The organism is Nonomuraea sp. NPDC050547, from assembly GCF_044457345.1.
GTDB lineage: Bacteria > Actinomycetota > Actinomycetes > Streptosporangiales > Streptosporangiaceae > Nonomuraea.
In genome coordinates this window covers 236,239-248,308 of record NZ_JBITGW010000001.1, presented here as the reverse complement: position 1 = coordinate 248,308, position 12,070 = coordinate 236,239, and the positions used below count along the sequence as shown (strand labels likewise).

At 73.8% G+C, this 12,070-nt stretch carries 14 protein-coding genes; 6 read left to right on the top strand and 8 right to left on the bottom strand.

What is annotated here, in order from left to right:
* Positions 1 to 22 precede the first annotated feature (22 nt).
* Positions 23 to 1,003 carry an SMI1/KNR4 family protein gene (locus ACIBHY_RS01165; RefSeq protein WP_397305569.1) on the bottom strand — a complete coding sequence of 327 codons (981 nt, stop codon included), beginning with the start codon at positions 1,001 to 1,003 and terminating at the stop codon, positions 23 to 25.
* A gap of 80 nt (positions 1,004 to 1,083) precedes the next feature.
* On the opposite strand from ACIBHY_RS01165, the gene ACIBHY_RS01160 reads away from it, so the two are divergent.
* Entirely contained in the window at positions 1,084 to 2,082 is a 999-nt protein-coding gene (locus tag ACIBHY_RS01160) for an aldo/keto reductase family protein (protein WP_397245674.1), read from the top strand.
* 62 nt (positions 2,083 to 2,144) lie between these two features.
* Here the strand turns inward: ACIBHY_RS01160 and ACIBHY_RS01155 are convergent, their stop codons facing one another.
* Complete coding sequence (locus ACIBHY_RS01155; protein ID WP_397245672.1) at positions 2,145 to 2,351, bottom strand: hypothetical protein; 207 nt, start codon at positions 2,349 to 2,351, stop codon at positions 2,145 to 2,147.
* Positions 2,352 to 2,433: 82 nt separating this feature from the next.
* Here ACIBHY_RS01155 and ACIBHY_RS01150 point away from each other — a divergent pair, with 82 nt between their 5' ends.
* Both ACIBHY_RS01150 and ACIBHY_RS01145 read left to right on the top strand, forming a co-directional pair.
* Positions 2,434 to 3,117: an SCO2322 family protein gene (locus tag ACIBHY_RS01150; RefSeq protein ID WP_397305568.1), complete on the top strand. Its 684-nt coding sequence runs from the start codon at positions 2,434 to 2,436 to the stop codon at positions 3,115 to 3,117.
* A 57-nt stretch (positions 3,118 to 3,174) separates the two neighbouring features.
* Positions 3,175 to 4,125 carry a bifunctional adenosylcobinamide kinase/adenosylcobinamide-phosphate guanylyltransferase gene (locus tag ACIBHY_RS01145; protein WP_397245668.1) on the top strand — a complete coding sequence of 317 codons (951 nt, stop codon included), beginning with the start codon at positions 3,175 to 3,177 and terminating at the stop codon, positions 4,123 to 4,125.
* Here the strand turns inward: ACIBHY_RS01145 and ACIBHY_RS01140 are convergent, their stop codons facing one another.
* On the bottom strand, positions 4,126 to 5,010 hold the full coding sequence (locus tag ACIBHY_RS01140) for an aldo/keto reductase (protein ID WP_397245666.1): 885 nt from the start codon (positions 5,008 to 5,010) through the stop codon (positions 4,126 to 4,128).
* On the bottom strand, positions 5,001 to 5,855 hold the full coding sequence (locus ACIBHY_RS01135) for an NAD-dependent epimerase/dehydratase family protein (RefSeq protein ID WP_397305567.1): 855 nt from the start codon (positions 5,853 to 5,855) through the stop codon (positions 5,001 to 5,003). The genes ACIBHY_RS01140 and ACIBHY_RS01135 overlap by 10 nt, the downstream gene beginning before the upstream one ends.
* A gap of 71 nt (positions 5,856 to 5,926) precedes the next feature.
* Between ACIBHY_RS01135 and ACIBHY_RS01130 the strand changes: the two genes are divergently transcribed.
* Complete coding sequence (locus ACIBHY_RS01130) at positions 5,927 to 6,865, top strand: LysR family transcriptional regulator (RefSeq protein ID WP_397305566.1); 939 nt, start codon at positions 5,927 to 5,929, stop codon at positions 6,863 to 6,865.
* Here ACIBHY_RS01130 and ACIBHY_RS01125 read toward each other — a convergent pair.
* Positions 6,812 to 7,612, bottom strand: coding sequence for an ABC transporter ATP-binding protein (locus ACIBHY_RS01125; protein WP_397245660.1), 801 nt, complete (start codon positions 7,610 to 7,612; stop codon positions 6,812 to 6,814). The genes ACIBHY_RS01130 and ACIBHY_RS01125 overlap by 54 nt on opposite strands.
* 24 nt (positions 7,613 to 7,636) lie before the next feature.
* Here ACIBHY_RS01125 and ACIBHY_RS01120 point away from each other — a divergent pair, with 24 nt between their 5' ends.
* Both ACIBHY_RS01120 and ACIBHY_RS01115 read left to right on the top strand, forming a co-directional pair.
* Complete coding sequence (locus tag ACIBHY_RS01120) at positions 7,637 to 8,941, top strand: phosphotransferase (RefSeq protein ID WP_397305565.1); 1,305 nt, start codon at positions 7,637 to 7,639, stop codon at positions 8,939 to 8,941.
* Between the two features lie 2 nt (positions 8,942 to 8,943).
* Positions 8,944 to 9,759 (top strand): adenosylcobinamide-GDP ribazoletransferase, encoded by an 816-nt coding sequence (locus ACIBHY_RS01115; protein ID WP_397305564.1) that lies wholly within the window; start codon positions 8,944 to 8,946, stop codon positions 9,757 to 9,759.
* Positions 9,760 to 9,817: 58 nt separating this feature from the next.
* On the opposite strand, the gene ACIBHY_RS01110 is transcribed toward ACIBHY_RS01115, so the two are convergent.
* From ACIBHY_RS01110 to ACIBHY_RS01100, 3 genes are read right to left on the bottom strand one after another with little or no spacing between them, the layout of a single operon-like run.
* A complete protein-coding gene (locus ACIBHY_RS01110; protein WP_397305563.1) occupies positions 9,818 to 10,696 on the bottom strand; it encodes a CPBP family intramembrane glutamic endopeptidase in 879 nt (292 codons plus the stop codon).
* Complete coding sequence (locus tag ACIBHY_RS01105) at positions 10,696 to 11,658, bottom strand: hypothetical protein (protein ID WP_397245653.1); 963 nt, start codon at positions 11,656 to 11,658, stop codon at positions 10,696 to 10,698. Before ACIBHY_RS01105 ends, ACIBHY_RS01110 begins: the two co-directional genes overlap by 1 nt.
* Positions 11,655 to 12,002: a GntR family transcriptional regulator gene (locus ACIBHY_RS01100; protein ID WP_397305562.1), complete on the bottom strand. Its 348-nt coding sequence runs from the start codon at positions 12,000 to 12,002 to the stop codon at positions 11,655 to 11,657. The genes ACIBHY_RS01105 and ACIBHY_RS01100 overlap by 4 nt, the downstream gene beginning before the upstream one ends.
* Positions 12,003 to 12,070 lie beyond the last annotated feature (68 nt).

Here is a 12,070-nt window from a genome sequence, read left to right as displayed (position 1 = left end):
TTTTTCCGGTACGGCGGCGCGGTCAGTATTCCAGGTACTCCAGCTCCCACTGGAGTACTCCGCGCTCCGCCTTCGGCGTCCAACCGGCGACGTCACCACCGCGTTCCAGCACGTCCGCGGTGGTGCGCAGCAGGAAGGTGACGGGCGTGGGGTCCGCGTCGAGGCCGAAGCCCGCGACGTCGTCGTCCCAGCTCACGTTGTGTGACGCGGCGTCGACCACGGCCCAGCGCCCCGACCATCGGTACTGGAACGGGATCATCCGGGGAGCCTGCCACCACTCCCCTTCCACGCGGCACTGCCCGCGCCAGGTGTCGCGGATCTGCCTGATCGTCAGGTCGAGGCCGCCGGCGATCACGTCGTTGCCGCCGTTGTGGCGCAGCAGGGAGGCCCGCAGGTCGTCGGGGAAGTTCACGCCCATCTGCGACTCGGCTACCGCGATCGTGCGCGCCCGTCCCGGGCCGCCCAGCGTGCGGTAGGTGGTGGGGGCGTTCGCCTTGAGCCAGCGCTCGATCCTGCGCCATTCCCTCGTGACCTGCCGCTTCACCGCCGGGTCGATGGGCCGGACCGCCACCGGCCGCCTGGCGGGGGTGCACGTGGCAGGCCCGGCGAGCGCCTGCGGCGTGGCCTCCCCGGCTGACGGCGTGGCCTCCGCGGGGGACGGTGTCGTCTCCGCAGGGGACGGTGTCGTCTCCGCGGCGGCGGGCGTCGCGGCCGGCATCCCCTGCTCATGCGAGTTCGGGGCGAGCGCCCGCCCGGGTTCCTCCTGGTCCGTCCCTTCGGCCCGGTCCCGGCCCTGCGCGGGGATCAGCGCCACGGCCAGGACCACCGCGACCACCGCCGCGATGACCGCCCAGGCGAGCCACATGCCCGTCTTCTCCCGGACCTCCACCGGCCGGGGAGCGGGAGGGGGCGCCGGGCTCGGCCTCCTGGCGCGGCGGCGCAGCCGTACCCCCAGTGCGACCAGAATCGCGGCCGTCAGCGCGACCCGCACGAGCTTCAGCACGCCGGGCACCCTATCCCGAAAACTCCGCCCGGACGGCCCGGTGGCGGGGCGCCCCGCCCAGAGCACCTAAGGTCGGACGTATGGAATTCCGTCACCTCGGCCGCAGCGGTCTCCTGGTCAGCGAGATCAGCTACGGCAACTGGATCACCCACGGCTCACAGGTCGAGGAGGACGCCGCCAAGCTGTGCGTGCGGGCTGCGCTCGACGAGGGCATCACCACCTTCGACACCGCCGACGTCTACGCGGGCACGAAGGCCGAGGAGGTCCTCGGACGGGCGCTCAAGGGTGTGCGCAGGGAGTCGCTCGAGATCTTCACCAAGGTCTACTGGCCCACCGGCCCCGGGCCGAACGACCGCGGGCTGTCGCGCAAGCACATCACCGAGTCCGTCCACGGCTCGCTGCGCCGCCTGCAGACCGACTACGTCGACCTCTACCAGGCGCACCGCTTCGACAACTCGACACCGCTCGAGGAGACGCTCAAGACCTTCGACGACCTGGTACGCCAGGGCAAGGTCCTGTACGTGGGCGTCAGCGAGTGGACCGCCGGCCAGATCGCCCAGGCGTTGAGGATCGCCGACGAGATGGGCTTCGACCGGATCGTGTCGAACCAGCCGCAGTACTCGGCGCTGTGGCGGGTCATCGAGGCGGAGGTCGTGCCGCTGAGCGAGAAGGAAGGCGTCAGCCAGATCGTCTGGTCGCCGATCGCCCAGGGCGTGCTGAGCGGCAAGTACCTGCCCGGCCGCCCGCCGCCCGCGGGCTCGCGCGCCACCTCCGAGTCGGGCGCCGGGTTCATCTCCCGATTCCTTGACGACGACGTGCTCACCCGCGTGCAGGAGCTCAAGCCGATCGCCGCCGACCTGGGCCTCACCATGGCCCAGCTCGCCGTCGCCTGGGTCCTGCAGAACCCGAACGTGGCCAGCGCCATCGTCGGCGCCACCCGCCCCGAGCAGGTGCGCGACAACGTGAAGGCCGTCGGCGTCAAGCTCGACGCGGAGGTGCTGAAGCGCATCGACGACGCGCTGGGCCCGATCGTGGAGCGCGACCCGGCCAGGACGGTCAGCCCGGAGAAGCGCCCCTGACGTCTTTTGACGTCGTCCCGGCGGAAAACAAAAACCCCTTGAGTCACTCAAGGGGTTTTTCGTTACTCCGAGCGCAATGTCATTCCCGTGTATTCGACACGGTCCTCTTCCAGCAACGCAACTTGTTCGACACCGGCTTCGAGCAGCTCACGGTAGTTTTCCCCGAGCCAGGACTCGGCATCGGCCTGGCTCGGAAAGACTTCTCGCGGCAATGGGCGGTCGGTTACCTCACCACCATTTGCATTTTCATAACGCCACCGCCATGTCATGCCATACGCTCCTTTTTCCGCGGGTTCGCCGGTGCACCTTCCGACGGTTATGGAACCCTACTCCCCAGCTGGAGGTCATTCGATGCTGCGCAGAATTCGTGTTGCCGCGGGAAGTGCGGCGGCGGCACTGGCCATCCTCACCGTTCCCGCCCTCGCCACTCCGCCGGTCTCACCCGGCGATCCCGTGCCGGGGGCGCCCGATCCGAACGCCGTGCGCGTCTGGAGCGTATGGGAGAGCGACGGCACCGCCTGGCTGGCCGCCGCCCCCGCCGACGTGCCCTCCGACGGCGACGTGGCCGGCTGGCGCTTCGCCGCCTCCCCCGACGGCACCGCCGCCGAGCCGCCCGGCGGCGAACTGGCCGACTTCACCACCGTGTGCGGGCAGCGGGCCGGCGGCGACGGCAAGCGCGTCGCCGTGCTCGTGGACTTCGGCGACGCCGACAACGACGCCTACCCGGGCGAGCGTCCCCCCGCGCCGATCCGCACCTGTGTGCGGGGCGCCACGGAGGCGACCGCCGCGCAACTGCTCGCCCAGGCCGCCAGGACGCGCGTGGACGCGCAGGGGCGGGTCGTGGCGGTCGACGACTACCCCGCGCAGGAGAAGGGCGGCACCGAGGCCTCGGCGCCCGCGGCCGCGTCCTCACCGGGCGGGCCGCCGCTGCCGCTGATCCTCGGCGGGGCCGGCGTCCTGGTCCTGCTGGCGGGCGGCGTCCTCGTCGCCACCCGCCGCCGCGCCAGGCCCGCCGCCCACGGCACCCGCTCCTGACGCCCGCTCCTGACGCCCGCTCCTGACGCCCGCGCGTCCGGCGCTAGGCTCCGGACGGTGAAGATCGTGCTCTCCGGTACGGCGGGGCCGCGCGGCCGCCCGGAACCCGGCTGCCCGTGCGCCTCCTGCCTGACCCTGCCCGGCGGCCGGCGGCGGCCCGCCGAGGTGCTCGTGGACGGACGGCCCCTGTCGCCGGGCTCGCACGTGCTCGGAGGGGTGCGGCTGCTGTACGAGCCGGACGCCGCTCTGGCGTGCGGTGAGCCGGGCGGGCCGTACGACGTGGTGCTGCTCGATCTGCTCGGACGGCCGGAGCGGCTCGGGGAGCTGCGCCGGGCCGGGATGGTCGCCGAGCGCGCGCAGGTCGTGGCCGTGGGGCTTGATCACCGGGTCCGCTCGGAGGAGGAGCTGGGCAGGCGGCTGGAGTTGTGGGGGGCGCGGGCCGTACCGGATGGAACGGTCCTTGACCTGCCCGGCCCCGCGCGGGTCCCGCACCCGCGCAGGACGCTGCTGCTGGGCGGGTCGCGGTCGGGCAAGTCGGCCGAGGCCGAGCTGCGGCTGGCGGCCGAGCCGCACGTGACGTACGTGGCGACCGGGCCGTCGGGGGCCGGTGACGGCGAGTGGGCGGCGCGGGTGCGCGCGCACCGGGAGCGGCGGCCCGCGCACTGGGAGACCGCCGAGACCACGGACCTGGCCGGGACCGTCGCGGCGGCCACCACGCCGCTGCTGGTGGACGGGCTGGGGACGTGGGTGGCGGCGGTGTTCGACGAGCACGGGGCCTGGGAGGGTCCGCGTGAGCCCGTCTGGCGGCGCTGCGACGAGCTGGTCGAGGCGTGGCGGCGGACGCCGGTCGCGATCGTGGCCGTCTCGGACGAGGTGGGCCTGGGCGTGGTGCCGTCGACCGCGAGCGGGCGGGCCTTCCGCGACGTCCTGGGCAAGCTCAACGAACGGCTGGCGGCCGAGTCCGAGTACGTGGCGCTGGTGGTCGCCGGGCGGCTGCTGCCCCTGTGATCACGGGAGGCGGGCCAGCTCGCCGGCGGTCAGCACGAGATCGGCGGCGGCGGCCGAGTCCCCGATGGAGGCGGGCCTGGTGGCGCCGGGGATGGGGATCACGTTCGGCGCGAGCGCGAGGTGCCACGCCAGGCAGACCCGTTGCGGGCTGACCCCGCGCTCGGCTGCGACCTCGTGGAAGGCGCCGGGCCCCGGGACGGCGGCCCCGGCCGCGCTGGAGCCCGGGGCGGCGGTTCCGGCGTCCAGGGCGCTGGGGGAGATGCCGCCAAGCGGGCTCCAGGGCAGGAACGCGATGCCCAGCTCCGCGCACAGCCGCAGCTCCCCGATCCCCTCCGGCGCCGCGGGCGAGAAGCGGTTCTGCACCGAGGCCAGCCGCCCTCCGAGGATGGCGGCGGCCTGCCGGATCTGGCCGGTGTCCACGTTGGAGATCCCGGCCATGCGGATCTTCCCCTCGTCCAGCAGGTCGCGCAGCGCCCCGACGGACTCCGCGAACGGCACCGCCGGGTCGGGCTTGTGCAGCTGGTAGAGGCCGATCGCCTCGGCACCCAGGCGCCGCAACGACGCCTCGCAGGCCCGGCGCAGGTGGCGGGGGTCGCCGTCGACGGTCCACGAGCCGTCTCCCGGACGCCCGCGCCCGCCCTTGGTGGCCACGAGCACGTCGGCGGGGCCGTAGGCGGCCAGGGCCCGCGCGAGGAGCCGCTCGTTGTGCCCGGTCTCGTGCGCGTGCCAGTGGTAGGAGTCGGCGGTGTCGATGAGCGTGACCCCGGCGTCCAGCGCCGCGTGGACGGTGGCCAGCGCCCGCCCCTCCTCCGGCCGGCCCTCGACGGACAACGGCATCGCCCCGAACCCCACCGCTCCGACCTTGACGGCTCCGATCAGACGCATGCGCGTGCCTCCTCCACGACGCCGGGCAGCCAGTCGCCGACGTTCGAGAACGTGAAGCCGAGCGCCGTGGCCCGGCCGTTGTCCATGGTGTAGTCGCGCTCGAAGGAGTACGGCGACTCCCCGCGCGTGTAGAGCGGCCGCCCGATCGCCTCGCACAGCCGCCTGACGTCGAGCGTGCCGTGGGAGCAGGCGTTGACCGGCCCGCCGAAGTCGCCGAGCGCGGCCCAGGCCAGGAAGGCGGCGATCTCACGCTCCTCGATGAAGGAGGCGGGACGCGGATCGGCGCAGATCCCGACGGGAAGCCCCGCGTCGACCCGCCGGACGTAGTGCTCGAGCCGCCCGGTGAAGTCGTCTCCGCCGAGCACGTGGGCGGTCCGCACGGACGCGAACACGTACTCCGCCGGCCGCGCCAGCAACGCCTCGGCCAGCCGCTTCTCCGCGCCATAGGGACGTTCCCCGCTGCGGAGCAGGTCCTTGTGGACGATCTCGGCCGTCAGGTCGAGCGCGTCCTCCCGGTACGGCCCGCCGCCGCCGAGATCGGCGTAGACCTCGACCGTGGAGGTCATCACGTACCGCCGGGTCCTGCCCTCGAAGACCCGGCGGGCGACGGCGGCGTGCCCCGGGGTGTAGCAGACCTGGTCGACGACGACGTCGAAGGTACGGCCGCCCAGCGCCAGCCGCATGGCCTCCTCGTCACCCCGGTCGGCGCGCAGGTGGGTGACCCCCTCGGGCGGCGCGGACGAGCCCCGGTTGACGACGGTGACGCGAGCTCCGTGGTCGCGCAGGTTCTCGACCAGCCGCCGGCCGAAGTAGCGGCTGCCGCCGATGACGCAGATCTCGTTCATGCGGCCAGCATGCCGACCGTATAGTCGACAGTGGTAGTGACGACCTACTCAATCGGTCATTAGGAGAACTGTTGATCGACGTTCACCGGCTGAGCATCCTGCGCGAGGTGGCCAAGCACGGCAGCTTCAACCGCGCCGCCGGCGCCCTGCGCTTCACGCCGTCGGCGGTCTCCCAGCAGATCGCCGCGCTCGAACGCGGGCTCGGCGTCGCCGTGGTCCAGCGCAGCACCCGGGGAGTGACGCTGACCGAACCCGGCCGCATGCTCGTGGAGGCGGCCGACGCCATCGCCGCCGAGCTGAGCGACGCCCAGGAGCGCATCGACCGCCTGTCGGCCGAGCGGGCCCAGCTGACCGTGGCCGCGTTCACCAGCGGCGGCCGGGCGGTGCTGCCCAAGGCGCTGGCCACGTTCGTGGCCGAACATCCCGAGGTGGAGCTCACCATCCTCGAACGCGAGCCCGAGGACTCGCTCCCGCTGGTCCGCGCGGGCCGGGCCGATCTGGCGCTCGGCTACCACTTCGACGGCCTGCCGCCCGCCCGGCCCGGCGACCGCTCGGGACTCGACTGGACGCCGCTGGCACGCGATCCCCTGCGCGTGGTCCTGCCGCGCGGGCACCGTCTGGCCGGGCGGGAGCGGGTGGCCCTGGGCGAGCTGAGCGGGGAGCGCTGGGTGCTCGGCTGCATCAAGACCATGGATCTGCTGCGGCAGTACGCGGCGCTGGCCGGGTTCGAGCTGCGGGTCTCGTGCAGCGCCACCGACTATTTCTTCGCGCAGTCGCTCGTGTCGGCGGGCGTCGGGGTGGCGCTCGTCCCGGAGATCGCCCTGAACGGCGCTTCCGATCTGGTCGCGCTCGCGCTGGAGGCGCCCAGCCCGTCGCGGTTCATCGGGGTGGCCACCTCCCGGCGGCGGGGCGGGGCGGCGCGGCCGTACGTGGACAGGCTGACCGAGCTGCTGCTGTCAGGGGCGGACGGCGCGGGCGTACCAGCGGCCGTCGAGACGGTCGGCGTGTAGCGGGCGGCCGAAGCAGTCCGAGAGGTTGTCCGGGGTCAGGACCGCGTCGACGGGGCCGGCGGCGAGGACGCGGGCGTCCTTCATGAGCATCGCGTGCGTGGTCGTGGCCGGCACCTCCTCCAGGTGGTGGGTGACCGTGACCGTGGTGAGGACGGGGCGGGTGGCGGCCAGGTCCTCGATCGCGGAGATGAGGTCCTCGCGGGCGGGCAGGTCGAGGCCGGCGGCCGGCTCGTCGAGCAGCAGGACGGCCGGGTCGGCCATGAGCGCCCTGGCGATGCGCACCCGCGCCCGCTCCCCCTGCGAGCAGACGCGGAACTCCCGGTCGGCCAGGTCCTTGCAGCCGAGGTCGGCCAGCAGGCGCAGGGCGCGATCGCGCTCGGCCTCGCCCAGTTTGTCCCACAGCGGAACGCTGGTTCCGGTGTGCCCGGTGAGGACCACGGTGAGCGCGGTGGCGTCCTCGTCCTCCATCAGGCTCTCGTCGACGAGCCGCTGGCTGGCGGCGACGAGGCCGATGTGGCGGCGCAGCTCGCGCAGGTCCACCCGGCCGAGGCGGTGGCCGAGCACGTGGACCGACCCCTCGGTCGGGTGGCGTACGGCCGAGGCCAGCGACAACAGGGTGGTCTTCCCCGCGCCGTTGGGGCCGAGCACCACCCAGTGCTCGCCGAATTCGACCCGCCAGTCGATCGAGGACAGCAGAGTCTTGCCGACGACACGGACACCGACACCTTCGAGTTCCAGCACGTGCATCCGGCCACGATAACGTCCTCAATCATGCTAAGTGACAAGGTCCGCCAACTGATCACCTACGACGCGCGGCGGCGGATGGCCGTTGCGGACCATCCGAAACTCCGCGCGCTGGTGGAGCGGGCCCCGTCCGGCGAGGCCGCCGATCACGGGTCGCTGCGGGCGCTGGGTGTGGCGCTGCTGGCGCTGGGCGAGTACGAGCGGGCGGCCGGGCACCTGCGGCGCGCGGTGGAGCTGGCCGGGTCGCCCCGCCAGGTGATCGCCGCCCGGGTCGACCTCGCCGAGGTGTACCGGCACGAAGGCGACCTGCCGGGCTCGGAGCTGATCTGCCGGATGGCGCTGGAGCTGGCCAGGGCGCAGGCGCCCGAGATGGCCGCCCTGCCGCTGCTGCGCCTGGGCTGGACCCTGGCCGGGCAGGGGCGCCCCGAGGCGGCCAGGCAGGCGCTTGGCGAGGCGCTGGAGCTCCGCCGGAAGTTCGGCCCCGCGCCGGAAGCGGGCCGGGAACCCGGCCATGCGCCGGAAGCGGGCCCGGAGTCCGGTGAGATGCCGGAGGCGGAGCTGTTCGCGGAGGTGGACGCGGAGGTGGACGTGGAGGTGGACGTGGAGGGGCTCGCGGCGCCGCTGCCGCCTTCCGTCTCCGCGCTCCTGGGCGCGGAGCCCGAGTGGGACCTCGACCACGACGGCGCCAGCGGGTCGCTGGCGCGGGCGGGCTCGTACTTCGTCCGCCGGGGGCCGGAGGCGGTGGCCGAGCACGCGCGGCTCGTGTGGCTGCGGGAGCGGGCGGGGGTGGCGGAGGTGGCGGCGTTCGAGGGCGACGTGCTGGTCACCGGCGACACCGGGGTGGAGACGCTGGCCGCCGCCGAGGGAACGGACGATCCGGGCGTCGGCGCGGCCATGGGCAGGGCGTTGCGGGCGCTGCATGCCGTACCCGTGACGGACTGTCCTTTCGACGGGCGGCTGGACGTGCTGCTCGCCCAGGCGCGGCGCAACGTCGTCGAGGGGCGGGTGGACGCGGGCGACTTCGACGACGACAACCTCGGCCGCACGCCCACGCAGGTCTACGAGCGGCTGCTCGCCGAGCGGCCGGAGGGGGAGGATCTGGTCGTGGCCCACGGCGACTTCACCCCGTCCAACGTGATGGCGAACGGCGTGCTCATCGACCTGGCGCGGCTGGGCGTGGCCGACCGCCACCGGGACCTGGCCATCGCGCTGCGGGACCTGAGCGGCGATTTCGGTCCGGCGGCCGTGGCCGCCTTCCTGTCCGCCTATGGGCCGCAGGCGCCCGACGAGGCCAAGCTGGCCTACTACCGGCTGATCGACGAGTTGTTCTGACCGTGGACGGGCTGAGGTTCGCGATCGGCACGCTGTCGGTCTTCCCGGTGCGGGTCTCCCGGGTGGACCGGGAGGTGGCCGGGCGGGCGATGGCGCTGGCGCCCCTGGCCGGGCTGGCCCTGGGCGTGGTGGCGGCGGTGCCGTTGCTGCTGCCGCTGGTGTCGCCGGGGCCGCCGCTCCTGGCCGCCGCGCTGTCGCTGGGGCTGCTCGCCGTTCTCACCCGGGGCCTGCACCTGGACGGCCTGGCCGACCTCGCCGACGGGCTGGGCAGCGGCAAGCCCGCGCCCCAGGCCCTCGACATCATGAAAAAGTCGGACATCGGGCCCTTTGGGGTGGTGACGCTGGTCCTCACCCTGCTCATCCAGGCCGCCGCCCTGTCCGGCCTGCCCGCGTGGCTGGGGGCGGCGTCCCTGGTCACGGCCTGCGCCACAGGACGGCTGGCGCTCACGTGGGCCTGCCGGGCGGGCGTCCCCGCCGCCCGCCCCGACGGTCTGGGCGCCATGGTCGCCGCCACGGTACGGCCCGCCGCCCGCTGGACCGCCACCCTCGCCACCCTGGCCCTGGCCCTCGTCCTGTCGCTGCCCCTCATGACCGGCATCTCGCAAAGCCCCCTGCCGGTCGCGGTGACCGGCAGCTCGCGAGGCCTGCTGCCGGTCGCGGTGGTGCTGCCCTCGGCCGTGGTGGCGGGGCTGGCGGCGGCCATGGCCCTGCTCGGGCACGCGAGGCGGCGGCTGGGCGGGATCACCGGGGACGTTCTCGGCGCCCTGGTGGAAACGGCCACCACCGCCGCCCTGATCACCTGCGCCCTGCTCGCCTGAGGGCGGCCACGGCCCACCTCGAACCGCCGCACTCGCCCTTGCCCAGACCGGGCCGGGGTCAGGCGGCGGCCGGTTCGGCGGGCCGTACCGGAGAGAGCTTGAGGAGGGCCACGCCCAGCAGGGCGAGGACCACCCAGCCCACGAGACCGGTGACGCCGATGACGGCCGGGTTGGGCGGGGCGGCGGCGTCGCCCAGCAGGAGGGACGTGCCCGCGATGCCGTTGAGCGCGCCGTGCGCCACCACGGCGGGCCACACGCTGCCGGTGCGCAGGCGCAGCCAGCCCATCGCGACCCCGAGCAGGACGCAGGTGACGACGAAGTACGGCCCCGCCCACGGACCCAGAGCCGGGTAGTTGTAGCCGAGCAGGGTGAGAGGGAAGTGCCACACGCCCCAGATCACCCCGGACAGCAGCAATCCGCCCAGCACCCCGCGCGCGGCCACCAGGCGCGGCAGCAGCCATCCCCGCCAGCCCAGTTCCTCGCCGAGGACGGGCAGCGCGTTGAGCAGCGGCGTGGCCACCACGGCGAACACGATCTGCGCGATCAGCACGCCGCTCGCGTCGGCGGGCACCGCGACGCCCGCCGCCTCCATGCCCTGCCTGAACAGGCTGAGCCCGCCCAGGTCCAGCGAGACCAGCCCCAGCGCCGCGCTCAGGGCGAGGCAGAGCGCGACCACCAGCGGCGTGCCGATCCAGGCGGCGGCCACGAGCAGGAGCGTGCGGCGGCGATCGGGACCGAACGTGAGGCCGTTCTCGCGCGCCCAGTCACGGAACGGCGTGCGGGTCCTGGCCCACACCGCCAGGACGCCCAGAGCCGGCGTGAACATGAGCGCCGTGGCGCAGATCATGAACGCGGGAGAGGCCAGCCCGTCGCCGAGCCACAGCGGCAGGCAGAACGCCCACGCCAGCCCGAACGTGACCACCAGGAAGAGCGCCATCACGCCACCTTCTCCTCGATCAGGGCGTTGATCAGCGAGGCGCCGCGCCGGGCGTCGTCGACGCTGATGAGCAGCTGGCCGCCGGAGTGGTAGCGCAGGACGAGGCAGTCGCCGCCGCGCAGCATGATCGCGGCCATGCCGGGCACCCCGCGGATGCCCCAGCCGCCGACCTGGCTCGGGTAGCGGACCTCGGACCACGCCTTCTCGATCTTCGACAGCCGGATCCGCCGCACCGGCCAGCCGAACGGGCCGAAGCCGAGCGCCAGCCCGTCGTCGGTGACCCGCACGATGGCGGCGCTGGTGAACAGGCCGGACACGAACACCACTGCGCCGGCGAACAGCAGCGAGCTCCACACCGGGGTCGGGGTGGCGCCGATGAAGGCCACGCCGGAGGCCGCGATGAACACCGCTCCGCCCGCCACGGTCAGGGCCAGCAGCCAGGGGTTGCCGACCCGGCTCACCCACACCGAGCGCTGGCCGGCGCGCAGGCGCAGCTTGGGCGGCGCCTCACCGGCGGGGGGCGGCTGGTCGTGCTCGCCCCTGCCGAGGAGGCCCGCGGCCAGCCCGCCGCTCACGGCCGCCACGGTGACGGCCAGCACCACCCAGCCCGGCAGCTCGGCCTCGGTCCAGACGGGACGGCCGAGGTTGGCGTAGACGGTGGTCAGCGTGATGCCCACGGCGAACAGGCCGACTCCGACCAGGAAGCCCCACCAGTAGCCGCGGCTGAGGCGGCGGCGCAGCATCCGGCCGTGTACGGCCATGCCCAGCATCACCGCCCACGTCACCACCCACGGCACGACGGCCATCAGCATGAACTGGGTGAACGACGAGGACCGGTCGGCCCTGTCGGACCAGTGGGTGGCGAGCGGATCGGGCAGGCGATCCTGGAAGGAGAGGGGCACCGTGACGAGCACAGCGGTGATGATCAGTCCCCACACTGCGCCGAAGATCCGGGTTGTCATGGCAGTTCCTCCAAAATCGCGATGAGGTCGTCACGGCGGTAGCCGTACCGTCGGGCCTCTTCCAGCAGTTCGCGGGCGCGCTGCACGAGCAGCGCCCGGCCGTCCGCCTGGCCGGTCACGCTGACCCCGCGCCCTCTCCTGAACTCCAGCAACCCCTCGTCGCGCAGGTCGCGCAGGGCGCGCAGCACGGTGTTGGCGTTGATGCCGAGCACGTCGGCCAGGTCGCGGGCGGACGGCAGCCGGTCGCCGGGGGCGTAGGAGCCGTCGCCGATGGCGCGCCTGATCGCGCCGGCCACCTGCTCGTGCAGGGGGCGGGCGTCGTTGAGGTCGAGAGTGAGCAACATGGTGCTAATGACACTAGCACCATTCATTCGATGATGCCCACCTGCGATTCATGGGATGAACCCCTGTT